General features: G+C 69.3%; 17 protein-coding genes. 7 read left to right on the forward strand and 10 right to left on the reverse strand.

What is annotated here, in order from left to right; genetic code table 11:
- A partial coding sequence (locus VMJ70_05145) for a DEAD/DEAH box helicase family protein (GenBank protein ID HTO90497.1) occupies positions 1-1,388 on the reverse strand: 1,388 nt, incomplete at its 3' end.
- Between the two features lie 26 nt (positions 1,389-1,414).
- Between VMJ70_05145 and VMJ70_05150 the strand changes: the two genes are divergently transcribed.
- Positions 1,415-2,194 (forward strand): SDR family oxidoreductase, encoded by a 780-nt coding sequence (locus tag VMJ70_05150; protein HTO90498.1) that lies wholly within the window; start codon positions 1,415-1,417, stop codon positions 2,192-2,194.
- A gap of 74 nt (positions 2,195-2,268) precedes the next feature.
- On the opposite strand, the gene VMJ70_05155 is transcribed toward VMJ70_05150, so the two are convergent.
- The 5 genes from VMJ70_05155 to VMJ70_05175 form a co-directional block, all read right to left on the reverse strand.
- Positions 2,269-3,276: a hypothetical protein gene (locus VMJ70_05155; protein ID HTO90499.1), complete on the reverse strand. Its 1,008-nt coding sequence runs from the start codon at positions 3,274-3,276 to the stop codon at positions 2,269-2,271.
- Positions 3,245-4,663 (reverse strand): MBOAT family O-acyltransferase, encoded by a 1,419-nt coding sequence (locus VMJ70_05160; protein HTO90500.1) that lies wholly within the window; start codon positions 4,661-4,663, stop codon positions 3,245-3,247. The genes VMJ70_05155 and VMJ70_05160 overlap by 32 nt, the downstream gene beginning before the upstream one ends.
- 36 nt (positions 4,664-4,699) lie before the next feature.
- Entirely contained in the window at positions 4,700-6,046 is a 1,347-nt protein-coding gene (locus tag VMJ70_05165; protein HTO90501.1) for a DUF4139 domain-containing protein, read from the reverse strand.
- A gap of 124 nt (positions 6,047-6,170) precedes the next feature.
- The gene (locus tag VMJ70_05170) at positions 6,171-7,067 is read right to left on the reverse strand and encodes a polysaccharide deacetylase family protein (protein ID HTO90502.1); all 897 of its coding nucleotides are present in this window, start codon (positions 7,065-7,067) and stop codon (positions 6,171-6,173) included.
- A complete protein-coding gene (locus tag VMJ70_05175; GenBank protein HTO90503.1) occupies positions 7,064-8,581 on the reverse strand; it encodes a glycosyltransferase family 39 protein in 1,518 nt (505 codons plus the stop codon). The genes VMJ70_05170 and VMJ70_05175 overlap by 4 nt, the downstream gene beginning before the upstream one ends.
- A 279-nt stretch (positions 8,582-8,860) precedes the next feature.
- Between VMJ70_05175 and VMJ70_05180 the strand changes: the two genes are divergently transcribed.
- From VMJ70_05180 to VMJ70_05190, 3 genes are read left to right on the forward strand one after another with little or no spacing between them, the layout of a single operon-like run.
- Positions 8,861-10,177 (forward strand): FAD-dependent oxidoreductase, encoded by a 1,317-nt coding sequence (locus tag VMJ70_05180; protein HTO90504.1) that lies wholly within the window; start codon positions 8,861-8,863, stop codon positions 10,175-10,177.
- Positions 10,174-11,253, forward strand: a complete 1,080-nt coding sequence (gene wecB / locus VMJ70_05185) for a UDP-N-acetylglucosamine 2-epimerase (non-hydrolyzing) (GenBank protein ID HTO90505.1) — start codon at positions 10,174-10,176, stop codon at positions 11,251-11,253. The genes VMJ70_05180 and wecB overlap by 4 nt, the downstream gene beginning before the upstream one ends.
- The gene (locus VMJ70_05190; protein HTO90506.1) at positions 11,250-12,842 is read left to right on the forward strand and encodes a glycosyltransferase family 39 protein; all 1,593 of its coding nucleotides are present in this window, start codon (positions 11,250-11,252) and stop codon (positions 12,840-12,842) included. The genes wecB and VMJ70_05190 overlap by 4 nt, the downstream gene beginning before the upstream one ends.
- A gap of 369 nt (positions 12,843-13,211) precedes the next feature.
- On the opposite strand, the gene VMJ70_05195 is transcribed toward VMJ70_05190, so the two are convergent.
- Positions 13,212-15,875, reverse strand: a complete 2,664-nt coding sequence (locus VMJ70_05195; protein HTO90507.1) for a valine--tRNA ligase — start codon at positions 15,873-15,875, stop codon at positions 13,212-13,214.
- 123 nt (positions 15,876-15,998) lie between these two features.
- On the opposite strand from VMJ70_05195, the gene VMJ70_05200 reads away from it, so the two are divergent.
- Positions 15,999-17,579, forward strand: coding sequence for a capsule assembly Wzi family protein (locus VMJ70_05200; GenBank protein HTO90508.1), 1,581 nt, complete (start codon positions 15,999-16,001; stop codon positions 17,577-17,579).
- Between the two features lie 55 nt (positions 17,580-17,634).
- Positions 17,635-19,674, forward strand: a complete 2,040-nt coding sequence (locus tag VMJ70_05205; GenBank protein HTO90509.1) for a M13 family metallopeptidase — start codon at positions 17,635-17,637, stop codon at positions 19,672-19,674.
- 16 nt (positions 19,675-19,690) lie between these two features.
- Here the strand turns inward: VMJ70_05205 and VMJ70_05210 are convergent, their stop codons facing one another.
- The 3 genes from VMJ70_05210 to VMJ70_05220 all read right to left on the reverse strand — a co-directional run bounded on the left by VMJ70_05210 (position 19,691) and on the right by VMJ70_05220 (position 23,218).
- Positions 19,691-20,629: an NAD-dependent epimerase/dehydratase family protein gene (locus VMJ70_05210; protein HTO90510.1), complete on the reverse strand. Its 939-nt coding sequence runs from the start codon at positions 20,627-20,629 to the stop codon at positions 19,691-19,693.
- Between the two features lie 88 nt (positions 20,630-20,717).
- Positions 20,718-21,710 carry a hypothetical protein gene (locus VMJ70_05215; protein HTO90511.1) on the reverse strand — a complete coding sequence of 331 codons (993 nt, stop codon included), beginning with the start codon at positions 21,708-21,710 and terminating at the stop codon, positions 20,718-20,720.
- Between the two features lie 83 nt (positions 21,711-21,793).
- Positions 21,794-23,218: a hypothetical protein gene (locus VMJ70_05220; protein ID HTO90512.1), complete on the reverse strand. Its 1,425-nt coding sequence runs from the start codon at positions 23,216-23,218 to the stop codon at positions 21,794-21,796.
- 384 nt (positions 23,219-23,602) lie between these two features.
- On the opposite strand from VMJ70_05220, the gene VMJ70_05225 reads away from it, so the two are divergent.
- Positions 23,603-25,015 carry an ISNCY family transposase gene (locus tag VMJ70_05225; GenBank protein ID HTO90513.1) on the forward strand — a complete coding sequence of 471 codons (1,413 nt, stop codon included), beginning with the start codon at positions 23,603-23,605 and terminating at the stop codon, positions 25,013-25,015.
- Positions 25,016-25,196 lie beyond the last annotated feature (181 nt).

The following is a 25,196-nucleotide window of genomic DNA, read 5'->3' on the forward strand; positions in this document are numbered from 1 at the left end:
TGCCGGATCTCCGCCAGCAGGTCGTCCACCTGCCCGGCGATCGGCTTGATCACGATCTCGGGATCCACCAGCCCGGTGGGCCGGATGATCTGCTCGACCACCACCCCGTGCGTCTTCTCGAGCTCGATCTCGGCCGGCGTCGCCGACACGAACAACGTCGGCCCGGTGAGGGCCTCGAACTCGTCGAACCGTTGCGGGCGATTGTCGAGCGCCGAGGGCAGCCGGAAGCCGAAGTCCACCAGCGTCCGCTTGCGCGAGCGATCCCCCTCGTACATGCCGGCGATCTGCGGCACGGTGACGTGGGATTCGTCGATCACCAGCAGGAAGTCGGCGCTGTGGTCGGCCTTGCGCGGGAAGTAGTCGATCAGGCAGCCCGGTCGCTCGCCCGGCTGACGCCCGGAGAGGTGCCGCGAGTAATTCTCGACCCCGGGGCAGGTGCCGGCGGAAGCCAGCAGCTCGAGGTCGTACTCGGTGCGCTGCTGGATGCGCTGCGCCTCGAGCAGCTTGCCCTGCGCCCTGAACATGGCGACCTGCTCCTTGAGCTCTTCGCGAATGCCATCGATGGCAGCGTGCAGGCGGCGCTCGGGCGTGACGAAGTGCTTGGCCGGATACAGCGCCAGCCGATCCATGCGCCGCACCACCTGGCCGGTGACGCGATCCACGCCGGAAAGACGTGCGACCACGTCGTCGTCGAGTTCGATGCGCACGATGCCGTCGTCGTAGGCGGGATGCACCTCGACCACGTCCCCGCGCACGCGGAAGCTGCCGCGGCCGACCTCGATGTCGTTGCGCACGTATTGGATGGCGACGAGCTGCTCGAGCAGCTGTTTGCGCGTGACGCGCTCCCCGGCGGCGAGGTTGATGCGCATGCCGCGCCAGTCGTCGGGCGTGCCCAGGCCGTAGATGCACGAGACGCTGGCCACGATGATCACGTCTTCCCGCTCGAGCAGCATCGAGGTCGCCTGGAGTCTCAGGCGATCGATGTCGTCGTTGATGCTGGCGTCCTTGGCAATGTAGGTGTTGGTCTGCGGAACGTAGGCTTCCGGCTGGTAGTAGTCGTAGTAGGAGATGAAGTAGCCCACCGCGTTCTCGGGGAAGTACTGCTTGAACTCCCCATAGAGCTGGGCCGCCAGGGTCTTGTTGTGCGAGATCACCAGCGTCGGGCGGTTCCACTCGGCGATCACCCCGGCGATCGTGAAGGTCTTGCCGCTGCCGGTGACGCCGAGCAGGGTCTGGTAGCGCTCGCCGGCCCGCAGACCGGCCACGAGCTCGCGGATCGCCTCGGGCTGATCCCCCCGCGGCGGGTAGGGTGCATGGAGCTTGAAGGGCATGGAACCGGGAGAGTAGCGGAGAGGACAGAGGTTCGGAAGCGCGTGGCGATATGGCATGCTGCCGGCCTTCGATCGGAGTCGACATGCGCTTCGAGGACTGGACGGTCATCGTCACCGGCGGCGGCTACGGCATCGGCCGGGCGATCGCGCTCGCCTTTGGGCGCGAGGGCGCGAACGTGACGCTGGCGGCGCGTTCGCGCGACCGGCTCGAAGCGGTGGCCGGCGAGCTGCGCGCGCTGGGCACCCGGCCGGCCGTGTCGGTGCTGAGCGTTTCCGACGGCCCCGCCGTCGAAGCCATGGTGAAGCAGGCGCATGAGCGGGCCGGACGGCTCGACGTGCTGATCAACAACTCGGGCATCGCCGGCCCCACCCGGCTGGCGCGCGACGTCACGCCCGAGGAGTGGCGCGAGACCCTCGAGGTCAATCTCACCGGCGCCTTCCTGTGCGCGAAGCACGCCTCGAAGCTCATGATCGAGCGGAAGCGCGGCGCGATCGTCAACATCGCCTCGGTGGCGGCCCGCATCGGCTATCCCCTGCGCACGCCCTACGCCGCATCCAAGTGGGGGCTGCTCGGGCTCAGCCACTCGCTGGCCGCCGAGCTCGGGCCGCACGGCGTGCGAGTCAACGCCATCCTCCCGGGCGCCACCACCGGCGAGCGCATGACCCGCGTGATCGCAGCGCGCGCACAGGCGGAGGGGCTCACGCTCGAGGAGGCCGAGCGCTGGTTCACGCGTGACCTGCCGCTCCAGCGGATGGTGAGCGCCGACGAGGTCGCGGCCGCGGTGACCTTCCTGGCCTCGGACGACGCCGCCGGCATCACCGGTCAGGCGTTCAACGTGGACGCGGGCTACAAGATGCTGTGAAGCGGTGACGGAAATCTCCGGGGGCGGCGTTGCTCGTCGCTCCTCGCGCCCCGCCCGCGACGATCTCTACGGGCTTACCGCGGGCCCGACAGCTCGGCGGCGAGCTTCCTCCCCACCTCGCGCGACAGCTTTAGCGCGGCCGGCAGGCGCAAGTGGGTGTAGTCGGAGAAATCCGAGGCCGGCAGCACCTCGAAGTCGCGCTGCAGCACCGTGACCTCCCCGCGCGCCGCCAGCGAGTCGACGAAGCGGTAGTAGGCGGGTGCAAACCCGATCGAGTCGCGCGCCGCAGCGACCGCCTCGTGCTCCGGCAGGGTCAGCCAGAACACCCGGATGTTGTGCGCGCGCGCCAGCGCGATCGTGCGACCGAACAGATCGCGCTCGCCCGCGTCGAGCACGAACTTCTCGCGGTAAACGGGATGCAGCGGCGGGAGCGGGCCCTTTCCCTCGCGCGCCCATTTCTCTTCGTCCAGTCCCATGTGCCAGCGCAGCCAGCCCTGGGTGGGAATCGGCGCCGCCCAGGTCTGCAGCTCGCCGCGCCGGCCGCGCAGCGCGTCGCTCAGCTCTTCGCGGTGGCGGAGCGTGAACGAGAGCTTGCACAGCACGCCGTAGAGCGTGTCGAAGAAGTGGTGGCCGTGCAGGAACGCCGCGGGGAATTCATCCCACGCGAGGAAGGCGCCGGCCAACACTCCCATGCGCTGGGTCACGAAGGTGTGCGGCGAGTGGGCGATCACGATCGCTCTCGGCGCGCGCCCGTGAGCCAGCTGGCGGCGCAGCAGGAAATACGTGAACTCCGGTCCCGAACCCTGCAGCGCCGCGTTCCACACCCGGGTCGATTCGGGCAGGGCGTCGGCGATCTCGTCGATGAACAGCGCGCCCTGGGCCACCGAGTCACCCTGGATCTGCACCGCCGCCGCCGGCTGGCGGTCGAGGAGCGCGCGCATCCACCGCATGGTGCGGATCATGACGTTTTCGGGCACCCACGCGAGCGCCAGCTCCACACCCAACAGGATGAGGACGGTGTATTGGACCGCGCGCGTCAGGCGCCGGTCGTCAAAATTGGAAGTAGATGAAGGCCGCGCCACGAAAAGCTCCGAACAGGAAAATCGAGTAGAGACAGAACAAGTAGAACGCCGTCTGCGCCCACACCGGCACCTGCCGCCAGAAATCGAGATCGTCCCTGAAGTACTGCACGCACTGCACCACCACCAGCGGGAGCGTGAAGAACGCGATCGTCACCAGATGGCGGAGCGAGCCGGCATCGAGCGGCCCGAGGAACAGCGCCCGCGTCATGCCCGCGATCTGATGGAACGTGTGGCAGCGGAACAGCAGCCAGCCGTAGAGCGTGAGCACGAACATGAACCCGACGCTCAGCAGCCAGCCGGCGCGCGCCCGCCACGCGGATGGCGCCGGGCGCTCGCCGCGCCACTCCCCGATCGCGCGATGCCCGGCGAGCAGTGTGCCGTGGTACGCGCCCCAGCACACGAACGTCCACGAGGCGCCGTGCCATAGCCCGCCCAGCAGCATGGTGAGCATCAGGTTGACGTAGGTGCGCACTCGACCCTTCTGATTGCCGCCGAGCGAGACATAGAGATAGTCCCGCAACCAGGTGGAGAGGCTGATGTGCCAGCGGCGCCAGAAGTCCTGCGGGCTGGTGGCGAAGTAAGGCAGATCGAAATTGACGATCAGCTCGAAGCCCATCAGCGAAGCCGTGCCCCGCGCGATGTCGGAGTAGCCCGAGAAGTCGCCGTAGATCTGGAAGGCAAACGCCAGCACCCCGACGAAGGTTTCGCCAAACGTGTAGGGGCCTGGTCGCGCGAAGATCGGGTCCACGATCAGCGCCATGTTGTCGGCGATCACCATCTTCTTGTAGAGGCCCCACAGCATCAGGCGGAGCCCTTCGACGATGTGGGCGCGGGTGATCACGCGCGGCTTCTGCACCTGGGGGAGCAGCGAGGTGGCGCGCATGATCGGGCCGGCCACCATGTGCGGGAAGAAGGCGACGAAGGTGGCGTATTCGAGGAGATTCCGCGACGGCTTCAGGTGCTTGCGGTAAACCTCGATGGTGTAGCTCATCGACTGGAAGGTGTAGAACGAAATCCCGATCGGCAGCACGATGTGCAGGAGCCGGATCTGGGGGTGCCAGCCGAACCAGCCGGCCAGCGCGAGGAAGCTGGTGGCGAAGAATCCGTAGTACTTGAAGACGCCCAGGAAGCCGAGGTTGAAGAGACAGCTCAGAAACAGCACGCGCTTCCGATAGGCGGGACTCTTCGATTCGTCGAGGTGCAGGCCCGCCCACCAGTCGACGGTGGTCGAGATCCAGATCAGCGAGAGGAAGCGCCAGTCCCAGGCGCCGTAGAAGACGTAGCTCGCGATCAGCAGCAGGTGATTCTGTCCGCGATGCGGAAGGCGGTAGTACAGCAGCAACACCACGCCCAGGAACACCGCGAACAGCAGGCTGTTGAAGACCATGGCGCTAGGAGTTATCGGCCCGGCGGCTCAAGCGCTCTAGTACCGGACGTGAGCCGTGTAGCTCAACATCACTTCCTTTCCGGCCGGCACCGCGATCGTCCACTGCAGCGTGTTGGCGTCCTTGCGCTCGAACGGGTGCGACTGCTGAGTGACCTCGACGTCGCCGCTCACCGCCTCCTCGACCACGATGGTGACGTCGGACTTCTTGCGATTGCGGAGCTTCACCTCGATTTTGTACTCGCGCTCGCGGTCCGAGAGCCTCCGGTTGAACACTTCTCGCCGCTCGGCCACCAGGTCGAACGCCTGTCCGACGTCGAGCGTCATCTTCTCGCCCTCGGCGGTGTGACCGATATGGGTCTCGCCCACGAACTGGAGATCCCCGGCGGGATCCGCTTCGAACACCCGGACGCGCCCGCCCGGCAGTGGCTGGCCGAGTCCGCTGGCCGCGTCGTTCCTCACCTCGACCTGGACGCGCACGCCGCGCGCGTCGGCGCGAGTGAGATAGCGAGGCGTCAGCTTGATCGCGCGGGGCTCGAGCATCGACAGCGACTGGGTCTCCCGATCCCGCAGCGTCGCGGGCTTGTCGAGCGTGTACAGGTGGTAATCCGCGAACTCCTGCTGCGACATGTCGGATTTCTCGGCCGCCGCGCTGAGCAGCGCCATGCGCGGCGCGATCGGCATCGGACCCTGGTCGCGCTGCGGCTCGCCCGCCACCAGCTTCACGGCCGCGTCGCGGAATTCGTGGCCGGTCGCATTCTCGATGGTGACGCGCGTCGACCAGGTGCCGCCGGTCTCGCCCTTGCGCACCAGCACGTGCTCGGCGCTCCACGACAGGCCGCCGGTGAGATAGCTGAGCTCGGCCTGAGCGCGCCCGCGCGAGCCCTCGACCACGGCCTCGACGGTGGGTCGCAGCGACAGCTCGGCAGGCGGGCTCGACAGCCGCATGGTCTCGACCGCGGCGCGCGAGAGCGTGGTGAGCGCGCCATCGTCGCCGCGCACCACCAGCCAGTTGCCGTCGGCGGCCACCAGCGTGCCCTCGGTGAGGCGATCGCCGCGGGTAGTGACACGTACCCGGCTGCCGCGGGCGCGATCCACCAGCGCATCGCCACTCGCGACGTCGTAGCGATAGGCGAGCCGCGTCACCCGCATCGAAGCGGCCGGCGGCGCGAGACGCAGCGAGGCGAAGTCGAGCTGCTCCGAGACGTCGGCGAGCCTCACTGTGTCGGGACTGGAGCGCAGCTCGAACTCGCGGGTCTCGCGTACGAATCCGAGATCGTGGGAATAGAGCGTGAGGTGCGGAGCGGCCTCGGCGTCGGCGGTCAGCACCAGACACGACAGGGCCACCGTGGCTGCCGGCAGTGCATGGAAGGTTCGAGAGCGCATCGCGGCTTCTCCTGATCGGGTTTGAACGGGGAGGTCGTGGTCCGCGGACCATACGCCGGGGGGCGCGAATTTCTTCGGTCGTGCTCCCCGGCGCGGACCGAGCCAGGGGATTTGCCGATGGCGACTACGCAGGCGTGGCCTCGAGCCGTTCGGCAAAAGTCTGCACCGCAAAGCGTTGGACGATCGAGCTGAGACTGCGCTCGAGCAAGGCGAGCTTATGATCGAGCGCCCGGTCCATGCCCGGATGCCCGGCGAGCCTCGGATCCACTGCGTCCTCACGCTGGCCGAGCGCATCCACCGCGTGGAGGGCGTACGAGAGCGAGCGCCGCTCGCCCACCAGTCCGTCGAGCGCGGCTTCGAAGCGCGCATCACTCAGCGCGTAGCGCAGGGTGTGATAGATCGGCAGCCGGGCCAGCGAGGTCACCGAAGCCGGAAACTCCATCAGCCGCCCCTCCCCGGCCGCCACCCGGTAAGGCTCGCGCCGCATCGTGAACGGCCACGGCCGGAGGCGCATCACCGCACGCGGATCGCGGCTCTTGAGCGCGAGCAGCATGCGCGCCGGCAGCAACATCGGCGTCGGATAGCCCGAGGCGTCGTAGCGGTAGCCGCAGTCGGCCAACGCCCTGAGCCCCCGCGCGTTCATGTCGAAGTTCGGCGACCGATAGCCGACCACCGGCCGGCCGGTGGCCTGCTCGAGCGCCGCGCGCGACCGGTCGAGCTCGTCGCGCATCGCCGCGTCTGCGAGGCTCGCGAACGCCAGCGGATGGCTCTGCGAATGGCTGGCCACCTCGTGTCCCCCGGCCACCAGCTGCCCGAGCGCCGTGCGCTGCGCGGGGGCGTCGCGGCCCACCACGAACAACGTGGCGCGCACTCCGGTGCGCGCGAAGATCTCGGTGAGCCTCGGCAGCGCGCGGGTGTAGACCAGCGGATCGGGCGGCAGCCCCGGAAAACCATAGCCGATCAGATGGAGATCGACCGGATCCACGTCCACGCTGACGGTGGCGACCGGCCGCTCGCTCACGGGCTCGCGCGCCGTTCGAGGTCGTAGAGTTCGAGCGTGCCGATCCGCCTCCCTCCGTGCTCGATGGCGAGCGAGTCGGAGCGCCAGGGTCGCGCGAACGCCGGCGCATGAAACTCGGGGTGCTCGGGACTGGTGACGATCGCGAGGCGCGTGGCGCCCAGCGTGCACAGCGTGTCGATTCGGCCCGGAGTCAGATCGGGGATCGCCAGCGACCAGCCCAGGCGATCCGCGCGATAGAGGAGCCGAGGATCCGAATAGCCCGAGGCGTGATCGCATGCGATCACCAGCGCGCCCTTCGGAAGTCTCGCGTCCATCAGCCGGCCCGCCTGGACCCTCAGCCAGTCCACGCGGTAGTAGCCGAGACGCCCGGGACTCACCAGCGCCACGATCACGAACAGCGCCGTCACCAGCAGCGCCACCGGCCGCGCTCGCTCGAGCATCGCCTCGGCGCCGAGCGCGATCAGCAGCGCCGCCGGGGCGAGAAAGGCAATCTGATAGTAGTTGTGGATCACGTTGAGCGGGAAGAACACGAGCAGGTAGAGCAGGGTGCCCGCGCACCATGCGAAGGCGAAGGCGCGCAGGCCGGCGCGATAGCCCGGCGCCCGAGCCAGCGGCGCGAGCGGAGCCGCGAAGGCCAGCAGCACGCCGGGCGGCGTCGCCACCTCGGTGAGGAGGCGTCGCACCACCCGTGCCCAGCTCGCGCGGTCCAGACGCTGCGACCATTCGCCGAAATACCACCAGAGCGGATTCACTTCCTTGTAGTACCCGGGCAGGAAGTACCAGTCGGGCGCCGCGGCGTTGACCGCATCGACGTGCGTGCGCCACAGCTTGAAGGCAACCACCGTGACCAGCAGCGCGCCCGCAAGCAGCGCGAAGCCCAACGCGCCGGAAGCCGACAGCGCCAGCAGCCCGAGCGGTCCGAGCAGGGGCAGTAGATAGGGCGCCTTGATCATCGCCGCGATCGCGCCCCACGCCCCCGCCGCCACCGCGTGGGACCAGCGCTTCTCCCGCGCCGCGACCGCGCCATGGTAGAGCAGCGCGTGGGCGCCGGCCGTGGCCGCGAAGTCGACGTGCGCGGCCCGCGAATAGAACTGGCCGAGCGGCAGTGCCAGCCACGCCAGGGTGGCGAGCCACGCCGCCCGCGGCGAGGCGATGCGTCGAACGAACAGATGAAGGTAGAGCGTGGCGAGCGCGAAGAAGCCGAGCCCCACCAGCCGATCCCAGGTTTCGGAGCGACCGAACAGGCGATCGAGGAGGCCGCTGATCGCCTCCGGCAAGGGGAACTCGAAAATCAGGGTGCGATGCGCACCCAGCCAGCACACCGACGGATGCAGCAGATCGAATCCGCGCCGCGAGAAGTCGAGCGAATAGAACGCCGTGTCGCACTGGCGCCACGAATGCGGATCGTCGAGCGGGCCGCCGAGGTGAAGGAGGCGCGGCAGGAAGAGGGCGAGCGCCGCGATCCACCAGCCCCACTCCCGCCCCGCGCGTGGCGATGGAATCGATTGGGTCACGCTCTCGTCCTCCGGAGCTCGGGTCGGCCGCCGCGCGGAACGCCGGTCGCGCCGCGCGGGAACATACGTGCACCGCTTCGCGGTTGCCAGCGACTCGGCTTGTGCCTAGTCTTCGCCGCGGCGCCTGGGAACCCGGCGACTTCAGCGGTATCGGCCGATCGCCGATAACTTCGAGCAGCGACTTCAGAAGGGATCAGGTTCCTCGAGTCCGGGCGCTCCTCGTGCGGAACGTGCCGGACCTGGCATTTGGAGCGGTGGCGGAGTCGAGGAAGGAGACGCATGGCCAGGACGGTCGCCGTCATCGGGGGTGGGATTTCGGGCCTCGCCTCGGCGTTCCGGCTCGTGCAGCGCGGCGAGCACGTCACCCTCTACGAGGGCGAGGATTTCCTCGGCGGTCTCGGCACCACTTTCCCTTATCGCGGCGGGCACCTGGAGCGTTTCTACCATTGCGTGCTGCCCGATGATGGGGCCCTCATCCAGCTGATTCGCGAGCTGGGACTCGAGCCCGAGCTGATGTGGCGACCCACCGCGATGGGCTTCATGTACCAGCGGAAGATCTTCCCGATGAACACCGCGCTCGATCTGCTGCGCTTCTCGCCGCTCACGTTCGGCGAACGCATTCGCATGGGCTGGATGGGCCTGCGCGCCCGCGCGCTCGGCATGCACGCCTCGCTCGACGACATCAGCGCCGCCGACTGGATCCGCGGCATGATCGGCCAGCGCGCCTTCGACATCCTGTGGAAGCCGCTGCTCTCGGCCAAGATCGGAGACCACTATCCGGCCCTCCCGGCACTGTGGCTGTCGAGCCGCATGAGCCGCGAGAAGAGCTCGCAGCAGGAAGTGAAGGGCTGCCTGAAGCGTGGCTATCGCTCGCTGATCGACGCGTTCGAGACGGCGCTGCGCGAACGCGGGACGACGATTCGTTTCCGCACCCGCATCCGCGCGATCGGACGCGAAGCCGGCTCGATGCGCGTGATCCTCGACGACGGCTCGCATCAGAGCTTCGACGCCGTCGTGTCGACCTCACCCCTCATCCAGTTCCAGCGCATGACCGAGGGCCTGGGCCTCGATCGGAGGCTCACCGATCTCCAGCTCGACTATCAGGGGGTGGTGAGCGGCGTGTTCCTGACCCGGCGAAGCTTCACCCGCTACTACTGGATGCCGTGGGTGGACAGCGGCGTCACCGCGCAGGGCGCGATCGAAATGTCGAACCTGGTGCCGCTCGAGCGCTCGGGCGGCCTGTACGTCAACTATCTCGTCAACTACACGCATCGCGACAGCGAGCTCTTCCGGCGCGGCGACGCCGAAACCCTCTCCACCTACCGCGCCGACCTCGCGCGGCTGTTCCCCGAGGCCGAGCGCGAGGTGGTGGATCAGTTTCTGTTCCGCGCCCCGTTCGTCGAACCGATCTGGACGGTGGGCTATCAGTCCTTGCGGCCGGCACCGTCGGTGATCCCGGGACGGCTCTACCTGGCGTGCACCGCGCAGGTGTATCCGCGCGTCAACTCCTGGAATTCCTGCTGCGAAGTGGTCCACGAAATGATGCAGCACTACGCGGCGGAGACCTCCGGAGCGGGGGCCGGAGCGGCCGCGTGAAGATCGCGATCGTCGTCGGCACGCGTCCCGAGATCATCAAGATGGCGCCGGTGGTGCGCGCCTGCGTCGCTTCGAAGACGCCGTATCTGCTGCTGCACACCGGTCAGCACTATTCGTTCGAGATGGACGGCGTGTTCTTCCAGGAGCTGGGGCTCCCGCCCGCCCACCACAATCTCGAGGTCGGATCCGGCACGCAGGTCTACCAGATCGGCACCATCCTGCTCGGTGCGGAGCCGTTGCTCCAGCGCGAGCGACCCGACGTGCTGCTGGTCGAAGGCGACACCAATTCGGTGCTGGCCATGGGGCTGGCGGCGCAGAAGAGCGGCATCCCGGTCGGCCATGTCGAGGCCGGACTGCGCTCCTACGACCGGGGCATGCCCGAGGAGATCAACCGCATCCTCACCGATCATCTGTCCGAATACCTGTTCGCGCCCACCGAGAAGTCGCGCCAGATCCTGCTCGGGGAGCAGATCGCGCCGCGGCGCATCCACGTGACCGGCAACACGGTCGTGGACGAGCTGCTGCTGCAGCGCCGTCGGGCCGAACGGCCCGAGCTGTTCGAGCGCTTCGGCATTCGGAGCGGCGCCTACGCGCTGGCGACCGTGCATCGTGCCGAGAACACCGACGCGCCCGAACGGTTGCGCGGCATCTTCACCGGGCTCGCCGAGGCCGGGCGCGCGCTCGGGGTGCCGGTGCTGGCCGCACTCCACCCGCGCACCCAGGCGCGGCTCAAGGAGCAGGGAGTGGCGGTGGATGGCGCGGTGAGGATCCTGCCCCCGCTTCCCTACCTCGACTTCCTTGGGCTCCACGCCAGCGCCGCGCTCACGCTCACCGATTCCGGGGGACTCCAGGAAGAGGCCTGCACGCTCGGCGTCCCCTGCGTGACGCTCCGTGACAACACCGAGCGGCCCGAGTCGGTCGAGGTGGGCGCCAACCTGCTGGCCGGCGCCGATCCCAGACGAATCGTCGAGTGCGCGCGCGCCATGCGCGAGCGGCCGCGAACCTGGCCCAACCCGTTCGGCGACGGGCACAGTGGCGAGAAGATCGTCGCCATTCTGCGCGAGGCGCTGGCGTGATCGCGGGCCCCCAGCCCCGCGCCGCCTCCCGCCGGCCGGACACGCTGGTGCTGGCGCCGATCCTGTTCGCGGCGCTGCTGCTGCGGCTCACCGGACTCGGCGCGCGCAGCCTCTGGACCGACGAGGGCTCGACCTGGACCGCCGCCTCGTCGCCGCTCCGCGAGTTGATCCGACTGTGCGCGCAGAAGGACGCGAGTCCGCCGCTTTTCTACCTGCTCACCTCGCTGGCTCTGAAGATCGGCGACACCGAGGCCTGGCTGCGCAGCGTGTCGGTGGTGGCATCCCTCGGCATGGTCTGGCTCACCTACCGCATCGCGCGGCTCGCCGCCTCGCGCTCCGAAGCCTCGCTGGCCGCGGTGCTGGTGGCGCTCTCGCCGCACCAGCTGATGTTCGCGCAAGAGGCGCGCACCTACATGACGGTGGCGTGCTTCACCACCTGGGCCCTCTATCTGTTCGCGCGCGCCGCGCTGCTGGACCGGCGCCGCGCGTGGCTGCCGTTCGTGCTGGTCTCGGCGCTCGGACTGTGGACGCAGAGCATCGCGCTGCTCGGCGTCGGCGTTCAGGCGACGCTGATCGTGCTGACGCCGGCCGGCCGCCGGAACGCGTGGCGCTGGCTGCTGGCGCAGGCCGCGGCGTTCGCACTCTATGCGCCCTGGATCGCCATCAATCTGGCGCAGGCCTCGCACCTCTCGCACAGCCACTGGTACCTGCGCACCCCCGGCGGACACGAGGTGTTCCAGGTGCTGCGCGCGGTGTTCCTCTCGCCGATTCCGCTGGTGACGCCGCCGCCGGGCGCGACGCTCCCGGGACTCGAAGCGTTCCTGCCGCGCCCGGTCGCGCATCTGATCCTCACCGCGCTGCCGATCGTCCCGCTCCTGTTCGGCGCGCGCGAAGCGCTGCGGCCGGGCCCGGCAGGACAAGTCCAGCGGTTCGCGCTGGCCGGCCTGTGCCTCCCGCTGCTGGCGGTGTGGCTGGTGTCGTTCAAGGTCCCGCTGTGGCTCCCGCGCTACTTCGTGTTTCTCACGCCGATGCTGGCGGTGCTCACCGCGCGCGGGCTGTGGGCGATGCGCCCGCCGGGGCTCTCCTACGCCTGGACCGCGCTACTGCTGCTGGCCAGCGGCTACGCGTGCTTCCGCTACAGCACCGACTACGCCAAGGAGCCCTGGCGGCAGGTGGTGCACTTCATCGGCATGAATCAGCAGCCAGGGCACGCCGCCGTGCTGGTGCCGTTCGACGTGGATCCATTCCGCTACTACGACCGCCGGCTCGACCCGCCGCTCGCCGCGATCGAGGTTTCGCACCCCGACGTGCCGTTCGCGTCGGACTACACGCCCCGGCAGCTCGACGAAATGGAGACCGCCGCGCGCGCGCGCGCCGCGAGCTACGACCAGGTGTGGGTGATCGTGCGAAGCCCGAATTCCGAGGTGCGCAGGGAAGTGGCGCGGCGTGCCGAGCGCGCGGCGGAATCGGACGGCCGCGTTCTCAAGGACCGCTCGATCTGGACTTCGATGTCCGGCCCGCTCCGGGTCGCGCGCTTCGAGCGGCCTGCGCCCGGCGATTCGGGCGCCGCAGCGAAGACCGCGCACTAGCCATTCGGCGCGCGGCCCCCGGCTTCCAGCCAAACTCGCGCATCTTCACCCGTCCGCGGGGATCGAACCGAATGCCCTCGGCCTCGAGGCGCAGTCGTTGCTCCGCAGCGCCCTCGGGGCTCAGGCGACCGAGGCTCAATACGCCGCCGGCGCCCACCACGCGGTGCCAGGGCAGCGGGCTGCCGGGCGGCAGCGCGTGCAGGGCGTAGCCGGCGAGGCGCGGGGCGTGGGGGTAGCCGGCCAGCGTGGCGATCTGTCCGTAGGTCGCGACGCGCCCGCGCGGTAGGCGCGCGACCACGGCCCGAATGCGCGGATAGGCGGGCCGCTCGGAGCGCGGGCGACGCGGCCGAAACGGCGCGATCGCTCGCCTCACGCGCGCGAGCTGCGCAGGCTCTCCTGGGCGCGGCGCAGCTTGTCCATGGTCTCCTCGAGCTGGCCGAGCCGCTGGCGCTCGCGTTCGACCACGTCGGGGCGCGCCTTGTTGAGGAAGTCCTGGTTGCGCAGCTTCTTCTTGACCGACTCGAGCTCGTCGAGCAGCTTCTCGGCCTCGCGGGTCAGACGTGCACGCTCCTCGTCCACGTCGATCAGCCCCTCGAGCGGCAGGAAGATCTCGGCGCCGTCCACCACCGCCGAGGCCGCCACCGCCGGCCGCCCGCCGTCGGTCGAGAGCTGGAGATCGCTGATGCGCGCGAGGGGGCGGAGCTGCTGTTCGAGGCGCCGGAGCAGCCGCACCTGCCCTTCGCTTCCCCGCACCACCACCGGCACCTCCCGACCCGGTGCCAGCTTCGACTCGGCGCGGAGGTTTCGCACCGCGACCACCACCCCCTGCAGGAATCTCACCTCGGCCTCGACGCCGGCGTCGAACCAGCTGCGGCGCGCGCGCGGCCAGGAGGCCAGCGCGAGGATCTCGCCGTCGTGCGGGATCGCCTGCCACAGTTCCTCGCTGACGTAGGGCATGAACGGATGGAGCAGGCGCAGGATGCCGTCCAGCACCTTCCACGCCACCCAGCGCGCCGTGCGCAGGTCGGCGCGCGCCTCGCTCGTCAGCGGCGCGCCGTCGTCGGAGAACGTCCAGCGGGGCTTCGCCATCTCCAGGTACCAGTCGCAGTACTCGTTCCAGGCGAAATGGTAGAGGGCCTGCGCGGCCTCGGCGAAGCGATAGGTTTTCAGGTTGCGCGTCACGTCTTTCACCGCGTTGGCTAAACGCGACAGGATCCAGCGATCGGCCAGGGTCAGGATGAGCTGCGACTCGCGGATCGCGCCGAGATCCTCGTCGCCGAGCCGCATGGTCACGAGGCGCGCGGCGTTCCACAGCTTGTTGGCGAAGAACTTGCCGTTCTCGAGCCGCTTCTCGTCGAACAACAGGTCTTGACCGGTCGGGGTCTGGACCATGGTGAAGCGCACCGAGTCCGCGCCGTAGCTGGCGATCATCTGCAACGGGTCGGGAGAGTTGCCGAGAGACTTCGACATCTTCCGCCCCTGAGCGTCACGCACGATGCTGGTGAACACCACGTGAGCGAACGGCGCCTGGCCGGTGAAGTGGTAGCCGGCCATGATCATGCGCGCCACCCAGAAGAAGATGATGTCGCTGCCCGTCACCATCAGGCTGTTGGGGTAGTAGCGCTCGAGATCGGGAGTCTTCTCGGGCCAGCCGAGCGTGGCGAATGGCCACAGCCACGACGAGAACCAGGTGTCGAGCACGTCTTCGTCCTGGGTCCAGCCGTCGCCGGCGGGCGGCTCGAGCGAGACCACCATTTCCTCGCCGCGATACCACACCGGAATGCGATGACCCCACCACAGCTGTCGCGAGATGCACCAGTCGCGGATGTTTTCGAGCCAGTTGACGTACACCTTCTTCCAGCGCGACGGGAACATCTTGACGCGCCCCTTGCGCGCCGCTTCCAGCGCCGGCGCCGCCAGCGGCGCCATCTTCACGAACCACTGCCGCGAGAGATAGGGCTCGATCACCGTTCCGCAGCGCGAGCAGTGGCCGATGCTGTGGGTGTGCGGCTCGACCTTCTCGAGATAGCCGGCGTCCTTCAGAGCCTCGACGATGCGCTTGCGCGCCTCGAAGCGATCGAGCCCGCGGAAGTCGCCGGCGTTCTCGTTCATCACGCCGGCCTCGTCCATGACGATCAACTCGGCCAGGTCGTGACGCTTGCCGAGCTGGAAGTCGTTGGGATCGTGGGCGGGGGTGATCTTGACCGCGCCGGTGCCGAACTTCGCGTCCACCGAGGCGTCGGCCACGATCGGGATCGCACGGCGCATCAGCGGGAGCACCGCTCGTTTCCCCACCAGTTTCTTGTAACGCTGGTCCTTGGGATTCACCGCCACCGCGGTGTCGCCGAGCATGGTCTCCGGCCGCGTGGTGGCGACCACGATCACCTTCTCGCTGTCCTCGACCGGATAGCGGACGTACCAGAGGTGACCCTGCAGCTCGCGATGCTCCACTTCCTCGTCGGACAGCGCGGTCTGGCAGCGCGGGCACCAGTTGACGATGTAGCGGCCGCGGTAGATGAGGCCCTCGTCGAACAGCGACTTGAACACGCCCAGCACCGCGCTCGAGTAGGCCGGGTCGAGCGTGAATCGCTCACGCGTCCAGTCCGGCGTGGTCCCGAGCCGGCGCTCCTGCTGAAAGATCAGGCCGCCGTATTGCTCCTTCCAGGCCCACACCTCGCGCAGGAAGCCCTCACGCCCGAGGTCGTGACGCGAGCGGCCTTCGGACTTGAGCTTCCGTTCCACCACGTTCTGAGTGGCGATCCCGGCGTGGTCCATGCCCGGGATATAGAGCGTCTCGCGCCCTTCCATGCGCTGCCAGCGCACGATCAGGTCACGGATCGACTCGCCGAGCAGGTGCCCCATGGTCAGCGATCCCGTAACGTTGGGCGGTGGGATCGCAATCACGAACGGTTCCCGGGCGGAGCCCGGCCGCGGCCGGAACACGCCCAACTCCTCCCAGCGGGCGTACCACGACGCCTCGACCCGGCCCGGGTCGTAGGGCTGCTGGAGAAGTTCGCGATTTCCGGGATGCATGAAATGGTTTTCCTGGGGAGGTCCCCGAGCTCGCGGGAGCGGGGAGCGAATGAGGCGCGGGACTCTAGCACGGCGATTCCGCGGCTCAAACCTCACTTCCGGCCGGCGAGCCACATCGCTAGCATGTCGCGCATGCCGCCCCCGTTCCGGCGACGCGCCACGGCGCTCGCGCTCGCGCTGTGCACCGTGTTCTCGTTTCCGAGACCGGCGGTCTCCCACCCGCTCGCCGACCTGGAGATCGGTGATCCGCTCGAGCGGGAGCTGCGGCTGCTCGACGTGATCGCGCCCGAGCTGCGCGGGAACACGATCGCGCTCTCCCACCTCCACACGCGCCCGCTGCTGCGCGACGTGTTCAGCGCCGAGAGTCTGTCGGTCGCGGCACGTGGGCTCGCGCGCGATTCATGGATTCGGATCGGCCGCGGGCTCGGCAGGGACGCGGTGGCGGTGGCCGAGGACTCCCGGCCCCGCTCGACGCCTTACGCGCTGCGCGTGGACGGCGCCGACCTCACCCGCTTCGATCTCTCGCCGGGTCTCGAGGGCGGAGCCGCCACGGACCGCGATAGCACGCGCTGGGCGAATGGTTCGGGCGTCCAGCTCCGCGCGGCGCTCGGCGTCCATCGCTGGATCGCGCAGCTCCACCTGCTGATCGGCGAGGAGGCCGGTGCTCAGTCGTTCACCGATCCGGTGATCGGAAACAGTGACGTGATCCTCCAGGCCGACCAGGCGCTGGTGGGATACATCGCGCCCCAGGATCGTTTTGGATTCCGGCTGGGTCGCAGCCGATTCCACTGGGGCCCCGGGTACGGTGGTTCTCTGCTTCTCTCGGGCACCGCGCCGCCGCTCACGGCGTTCGAGTACCACTTCGGGCTCGCGGGTGGCCGACTGCGGCTGACCGCGCTGTCGGCAACCGTGGCGGCCGCGGCCGGCGAACAGCTCGCGGCGCATCGCATCGAGTGGCAGGCGACCGACGCGCTGCGCCTCGGCGCGAGCGAATCGGCGCGCTATCACGCCAGTGGCTGGTCACCGCTCTACACCATCGGGCTCATCCCCTACTCGCTGGTGCAGCGCCTTCAGACCGAGGATGAGCCCGACTCGGCCGAAGCGTTGCGAAACAACGTGATGATCTCGTTGGATGCTGCCTGGCGCGTGGCCAACGGGACCCGACTCTATGGCGAGCTGCTGGTGGATGACCTGCACTCCAGGACCAGCGACAACCCCGACAAGCTGGCCTATCAGGTGGGCTGGGACGGGGTGGGGAATCTGTACGGCACGCGCCTCAGCTGGAATGGCGAGTACACGCGGCTCTCGCGCTACGTCTACACCTCGTTCTTTGGGCGCGAGGCCGCTTCGCAGGGAATCCCGCTCGGCTTTCCGACCGGCCCGGACGCGAGTCGCCTGACACTCGACATGCGCTGGGACCCGAGCGCAGACTGGCAGGTGATCGCGCTCGCGGCGCGCACCGAGAAGGGCGAGAACGACCTTGGCGAGCCCTTCGTTCCCGGCTCGCCACGCCCGCCGATCTGGACGTTCGAGGGCGTGCTCGAGCGCGCGCGCAGCGCCGAGCTCGGCCTCAGGTGGTGGCCGGCCGGCGGAGTGGACGCGGCGGTCACCGGCGGTTACGAGTGGCGCGAAAATGTGAATCACGTTTCGGGCGTCGATCGCCACGGCGCGATCGGCTCGATCACCTTGAATCTCCACCGCTGAGATCGGCTAGATTTCCCGCTTCGAGAACCCCTTCCCACTCACGAGGTCCCTCGACATGATCGTCCGCTTCCGCTGGTGGTCGCTGGTCGTGTTGCTCGCGCTGTCGTTCGCGCTTCCCTCCCGTTCGATCGCGGCGGGCGCCGCCCCGGCGTTCTCGCGCGCCACCATGGACACCACCTGCCCGCCGTGCCGCGATTTCTTCGAATACGCGAACGGCACCTGGCTCAAGCAGACCAGGATCCCCTCGACCCAGGAGAGCTGGGGGAGCTTCATCGAGCTCGCCGAGCGGAACCGCGTCACGCTCGATCGGATCCTCGAGAAGGCCGGCCAGGACAAGGGGCTCGGGCCTTCGAGCGATCTCGGGCGGCTCGGTACGTACTGGAACGCCTGCATGGACTCGGCGGCCGCGGAGTTCGAGGGCGTTCAGCCGATCCAGCCGCTGCTTTCCTCGGTCGACCGCATGTCGCGGGACTCGATGTTCACCGGACGGGTCGCGGCGCTCCACGATCAGGGGATTCCGGCGCTGTTCGCCTTTCGCGCCAACCAGGATCCGCGGCACAGCGAGTCGCAGATCGCCTTCGTGAGCCAGGGCGGACTCGGGCTGCCCGACCGCGACTACTACCTGCGCACCGATTCGGCCGGCGTCGAGACGCGCCGCCGCTACGTCGAGCACATCGTCAACTCGTTGCTGCTGCTCAAAGAGACGGCGCTCGACGCCCGGCGCGAGGCCGACCGGATCCTCTCGATCGAGACCGCACTGGCGCGGGGCTCGATGACGGCGGTGCAGCGTCGCGATCCGCAGGCCACTTACCACAAGATCTCGGTGGATTCGTTGGCGCGCCTGTCGCCCCACTTCGACTGGGCGCGCTATCTGCTGGCGCGCGGGCTCCACAACCTGGATTCCGTGAACGTCACGCAGCCCGCGTTCCTCACCTCGGTCGACAGCCTGCTGACGGCGGTCAAGCTCGACGACTGGAAGCCCTATCTGCGCTGGAAGGTGATCCACTTCGCCGCGCCCAATCTGAGTCGGGCGTTCGTGAACGAAGACTTCGCGTTCCAGCAGGTGCTGTCGGGCGCCGAAGCCCTCCCGCCGCGCTGGAAGCGCTGCGTTCGCGCCACCGATCAGGATCTCGGCGATCTGCTGGGGCAGGCCTACGTGAAGGAGAAGTTCCCGCCGGCGGCGCGCGATCGAGCGCTCACCATGGTGAAGAATCTCGAGGCCGCGCTCGGTGAGCGGATCCAGGGGCTGGACTGGATGAGCCCCGAAACCCGCCAGCGCGCGGCGCAGAAGCTGGCCGCGTTCGAGCGGAACATCGGCTACCCCAATACCTGGCGCGACTATCGGGGCGTGCAGCTCAATCGCAAGAAGTACTTCGCCAACCGCGTGAGCTGCAACCTCTACGACACGCGCCGGAACCTCGGGAAGATCGGCCAGCCGGTGGATCGCGGCGAGTGGACCATGACGCCGCCGACCGTCAACGCCTACTACAGCTCGTCGCTCAACAGCATCAACTTCCCGGCCGGAATCCTGCAACCGCCATTCTTCGATCCGTCGTGGGACGACGCCATGAACTACGGCGCGATCGGCGCGGTGATCGGTCACGAGATGTCGCACGGCTTCGATGACCGCGGCCGCCAGTTCGACGACCGGGGCAACCTGCGCGACTGGTGGACCGAGCAGGATGCTTCGCGCTACCAGGAGCGGGCCCGCCGCGTGGCCGAGCAGTTCAACGGCTACACCGTGCTCGATACGCTGCACCTGAACGGCCGGCTGACGCTCGGCGAGAACATCGCCGATCTGGGCGGCGTGGCGGTGGCCTACTACGCGCTCGAGAAGGCGCTCCAGGGAAAACCGCGTCCGCTCATCGACGGGTTCACGCCCGAGCAGCGCTTCTTCCTGGCCTGGGCGCAGGTGTGGCGCGAGGCCTATCGTCCCGCGGCGCTGCGCACCCAGGTGCAGACCAATCCGCACTCGCCACCGATGTGGCGAGTGAACGGTCCGCTGTCGAACCTGCCGGAGTTCGCGAAGGCCTGGGGCTGCAAGCCCGGCGATCCGATGGTGCGGCCGGAGGACTTGCGCGCCCGCATCTGGTAGCGGGCCGGCCCGGAGCTCAGCCCCTCGCGGGCAACGAGAACTTCCGCGACCACTCGACGGTGCGCTCGAGCCCGGCCGCGAACGGCACGCGCGAGGTCCAGCCCAGGACCTCGCGCGCGCGCCGCGCGTCGAGATAGATGCGCTGAATCTCTCCGGCGCGGGCCGCCTCGTAGATCGGCTCGATGCGCGAGCCGAGGATGCGGTTCAGTTCGCGCACGATGTCATTGACCGAAGTCGGCACCCCGGTGCCGAGGTTCACCACCGCGCCGCTCCCGCGATCGAGGGCCAGCACGTTGGCCTCGACCACGTCGGCAACGAAGAGGTAATCCCGCACCTGTTCTCCGCTGCCGAAGATGCGCGGGCGTTTCCCCTCGAGCATGAGACCGATGAAGATCGCGTTGACGCCCGCTTCGCCGTGGGGATTCTGGCGCGGGCCATAGACGTTCGGATAGCGGAGCACGGTGTAGTCGAGTCCATGCAGCAGCTTCCAGATGTAGAGGTAGTGCTCGAGCGTGTGCTTGCTCGCGCCATAGGGCGACTCGGGGTTGACCGGGTGATCCTCGGTCGCCGGCAACTGCCGGCCTTCGCCGTAGAGCGCGCCACCGGTCGAGGCGTAGACGAACTTGCGCACTCCGTGGCGCGTGCAGGCCTCCAGCAGCCGAATGCCACCGAGAATGTTGGTATGGGCGTCGAACACCGGGTCCGAAACCGATTTTCGCACGTCGATCTGCGCCGCGTGGTGGTCCACCACCTCGGGCCGGAATTCGGCGAGGCAGCGCCCGACGGCTTCCGCGTCGTTCAGGTCGACCTCGAAGAGGCGGGCGTTCCGCGGGACGAATTCCCGGAAGCCGGTCGACAGGTTGTCGAGCACCGCCACCTCGTGGCCGAGCTCCACGAAACGATCGGCGACGTTCGAGCCGATGAAGCCGGCGCCGCCGGTGACCAGGATCTTCATGCGCACCCCCGACCGTGACGAACCAGCAGACTGGAGCCGGGCACGTTAGACGCGGGGGACGCCCTCCCGCAAGCGTGGGCGGAGATGCTCAGGCGGCGCGGCCCGCGGCGCCGCCCGAGCCGGGCTCCAGCGATTCGAACAGCGTCCGCGCGAGTCGTTCCGGAACGTGCTCGGCGGCGAGTGCCGCGCCGCGCGCGAGCGCGGCGCGAATTTCCGGTGTGCGAGCCAGCGCGGCGCGCAGCGTGTCGAGCGGCGCCGAGCGCGCCGGCGTGGCGCGATACCGCGCGAGCCAGTCGCGCAGTGAGCGCGTCGCGGCCTCATCGCCCAGGATCAGCAGTGGCGCCGCGCACTCCAGCGCGCGCACCAGCGCCGGCGGCTCGGGAAGTTCGCCGCCCACCAGCAGCGCGGATGCACAGGCCATCCACAGGCACTCCGCGCGCAGCGGGGAGGCGCCGATCCAGTGCACGCGGAGCGCCACCCCGAGGCTGCGCGCCAGTCGTTGGAGCGAAGGCGCGGGCTCGGCGAGGATCACGAGGTCGATCATGTCCTGCTCGCGGGCGAGGAACGCGAACGCTTCGATCCAGGCCCGGCCCGCGTCGCCGGCGAGCGCCGCCGGCGCCAGCAGGTAGTTTCCGTCCCAGAGCGGGACTCGCGTGCGCGGTGCGCGCGGGCGCGCGGCCACCGCGCAGCGCAGCGCGAGATCGTTGCGCTCCGCATCCGGGCCGAGCGTGGTGGGCCAGCGCTTCACCGAGCCCGGCCACAGCGCCGCGATCTCGCGCAGCCTCGCCGGCGAGTCCTCGCCGGCGACCACCAGCGTGCCGCCGCCCCCGGCCCGCGTGAATTCGAGCACCGCCTCTCGCCACGCACGGCGGTCGAAGCAGCTGATCGGCCCGGGCAGGGCTTCGTCCGACTCCGGAGCGCGCCCGTCGTCCGGAAGCACCAGAGCGGCCCCGCCCAGCTCGGTCGCGTGCCCCAGGGTTTCGGCTCGCGCCCAGCAGTCGGCCGGACGCGAGGCCCATGAGTTCTGGAATTCGAGGAGAAATACGACTTCGGAAGCGACCGGTTCTCGGTCCCGCGCCACGCCGCAAGCCTCGCGTATGTTTCGGCGGCGCGGATCGGATCAGCGCGCCGGTGGTGGATCGATCCGGAGCGCGAGGCGGAGGGTCAGACTGGAGCCGCGGTCTCGCGCTCCCGGTCCCGCTGCTGCGCCTTCAGACGGCGCATCCAGGCCAGGAAGTGCAGCCGCTGGCGAAGTTGCAAATCGGAGTCCAGCACTGCCGGCCTCGAAATCCATGCGATCTCGACCGGCACCGGCCGGGGCGCAGGCGCGGGCGGCACGACCGGTGCCGGCCGCGAAGGCGGCGCGCCGAGCGTGGAGAGCCGTCGTTCGATGGCTTCGAGCGTTGGATGCGGCAGAGCCTTCAAGCTCAAGTCGCGAAGCAGGATCGACAATCTGGCTTCAAGCAGCTCGGCGCGCCCCCGTCCACCCGGCCCAGGCCCCGCCCACCAACCGTTCATCACTCTCCCCGCCAGCAGGCTTCCGACTTCGGCCGGGGCCGAATCGTCGAGCGCCAGCACGACGCGGGAGAAGTGCGGCCGAAGTTCTTCCAGCACCCGGTCGAGGGGGAGCCAGGTGCGAATCCTCCCCGCCCGGCCGTAGGCCAGCAGGAAGAGACCGGTGAAGCCGCCGTTCTGCACCAGGCCGAGCGCCGGCAGGCCGTCGATCGCGCACTCGCTCCAGCCGAGCCGAGGCGAGAGCCGGAGGCCCCGATGGATCCGAAGCCGCGGCGAGGCCTCGATCACCACCACCCGCTCGCCCCGCGACAGCGCCTGGGCGGCCAGCTCGCAGGCGGCGCGCGCCACGCGGCGGATCGATCCGCCGGTCACGATCTGAAGCCAGGCCACCGAGCGGGCGTCGGCCGCGGGAAGTCCGCGGGGCACCGCGGCGCGCGGGCGCCTGGCCAGCGCTCCGAGCGACGCGGCGCCGAGCCCCGCCCCCGCCAGCGCTCCGGCCAGTGCGAGCAACAACCAGGTTTCGAGCACCGGGCGTACCGTCACGTGTTGAGGAGCGGCCGGCGTCTCGGTCAGCGGGAGCGACGGATCGCCCACCTGAGGCTCGATCGCGAGCGCGCGAAGCTGGGCGAAATACGGCACCATCTGCAGCTGGAACGGCGTGACGAGCGGTTCGATCTGCCCGGCCATGGATTCCAGCTCGCTCGCGCGGGCATTCAGGACGGCCACCCACTCCGACCACACCGCCGCTCGTCGCTCGGGCGGCAGCGAGCGAACACGCTCGGTCCACCACGCGCTCCAGCGGGACTGCTCCTCGAGGCAGAACGAATCGAGCGCGACCGGATCTCCGGCGCGGGCGGCGCGCGCGATCGCACCGCGCACCGCAGCGAACGGCGCGGGCGGCTCGACCTCCATCGGCGTCGCCGGATGCGGGGCGTGCGAGGCGAGCGCCTCGAGCGCCAGCGCCACGCCGCGCAGCTCGGCGGCGCAGGCGGCCGCGCGCGACTGGCCGGGCCATGGGCCGGGCGGGAAACGGTCGGCGAGGCTCGAGCGGATGCGGGCGCGCGCCGCATTCATCGCGGAGCGGGCCGCCACGCGTTCGGCGAAGCGCTGGCGAAGTTCGGCTTCCGCCGCGGAGCTTCGCCGGCCGCGCACCGCGATCCCTTCCGATCGCGCTTCGAAGAGGGCCAGGCCGGGAATCAGCCCCGGCACGAGCCGGCAGCAAAGAGCGCCGCCCGCAAGCGCAGCGAGGATCAGCCCGAAGACGATTCGGGCGCGTGAGCGTGGCGTACGAAGAGCGGGAGCGTCGTCCATGGCGCAGTCGAGTCCGGAGGCCCGACCCCTGAGGCGGCAGATTCGGGGCGCCGGATCGAGGGGACGCTAACGGCGGCGAACCCGCCGGTCAAGGACTCGATCGCCGCTTGCCGCTGCCAGATGATTCTGTCCTCCCCTAACTGCAACGTGAAAGTGTCCTCCCCCATGGGACACCACACGATGAGCAGCAAGGAAGCCCGGCGGCCGGGCCTGGTTCAGGCCGCACTGGCAGGGAAGCTCACCAACCGGGAGGGGGCCTCGGCCCTGGGCCTGAGTGTGCGGCAGTTCCGCCGGCTGAGGTCCGCGTATCGACAGGACGGAGTCGAGGGGCTGGTGCACGGCAATCGTGGTCGCCGGTCGGTACGGCGACTGAAGGAGACCGATCGCACCCGGATCGTGGCGGGGCTGCGTGGCCGCTACGCGGGCCTGAATGATACGCACCTGACCGAGAAGCTGCGGGAGATCGAGCAGCTCGAGGTCTCGCGCGAGACGGTGCGGCAGATCCGGCTCAGCGAACAGATCGCACCGACTCGGCGCCGACGTGCACCGAAGCACCGCACCCGCCGGCAGCGCGAGGCCCGCGAGGGAGCGATGGTGTTGATCGACAGCAGCCAGCACCTGTGGTTCGAGGACCGCGGGCCATTGTGGAACCTGCTCGGAGCGATGGATGACGCCAGCGGCAAGCTCCTCACGCTGCACTTTCGCCAGTACGAAGACCTGCACGGCTACACCGAACTGCTGCGTCGGCTGGTAGCAGCCCATGGCCTGCCCGGCAACCTCTACGGCGATCGGCTCGGCGTGTTCGTGCGCAACGACCATCACTGGACGCTCGACGAACAACTGGCCGGACAGCAGCATCTCACCCAGTTCGGATCGATGCTCACCGAACTGGCGGTCGGCTTCATCGCGGCGCGCAGCCCGCAGGCCAAGGGCCGCATCGAGCGGCTGTGGGAGACCCTGCAGGATCGTCTGGTCTCCGAGCTGCGCCTGCGCACCATCGACACGGTTGAAGCGGCGGAAATGTTCTTGCCCGAGTTCATCCGCGACTTCAATCAGCGCTTCGCGCGCCCGACCCGCGAGTGCGTGCCGGCGTGGCGAGCGGCTCCACGCAACTTCGACTCCATCCTTTCCTGTCGCTACGTCCGCGTGGTGGCCCGCGACAACACCGTCACGCTGCCGGGACGTTGGGTTCAACTGCCCCCGCGCGCGCACCGCAGATCCTGGCAGGGCTGCCGCCTCGAAGCCCGCGAGCTACTCGATGGCCGTCTCCAGATCTTCCACCGCGAGCAGCGCGTCGCCGAGCATCCATGGCCCGCGAGCCAACCCTTCACCCTCGTGCCCCGGGACAATGCGAGACCCGCGCAGCGCGCCGCACTCGGAATCGACCTCCCAGAATCCACCAGGATCGACGATCGCGTCGCCGCGAAGGTGCGGACCCGCACGCGCAAGCGCGGCATTGGCCAGTACACCCAGATCCGCCGCCCCCGCCCCAACCATCCCTGGAAGGGCTCCACCCCACTCCCACCCCAGCCCGATCGGACTGGCCCGGGGAGGACATAATCACTTTGCAGTTAGGCGGACAGAATCACCTTGCAGCGACAGCCGGCCGGAAAAGGCGCTCCAGACCGACCGCCGGAGTGCCGAAAACTCCGTCGACCCCGCCGGGCCGGGCTCGACGGGGTCCACCCCCCTCTTCCAGGGATGGGAGTCTCTTTGGCCCTGTCACGACAGCTGCTCCTGA

Origin of the sequence: Candidatus Sulfotelmatobacter sp., assembly GCA_035498555.1 — a bacterium.
Taxonomy (GTDB): Bacteria; Eisenbacteria; RBG-16-71-46; order RBG-16-71-46; family RBG-16-71-46; genus DATKAB01.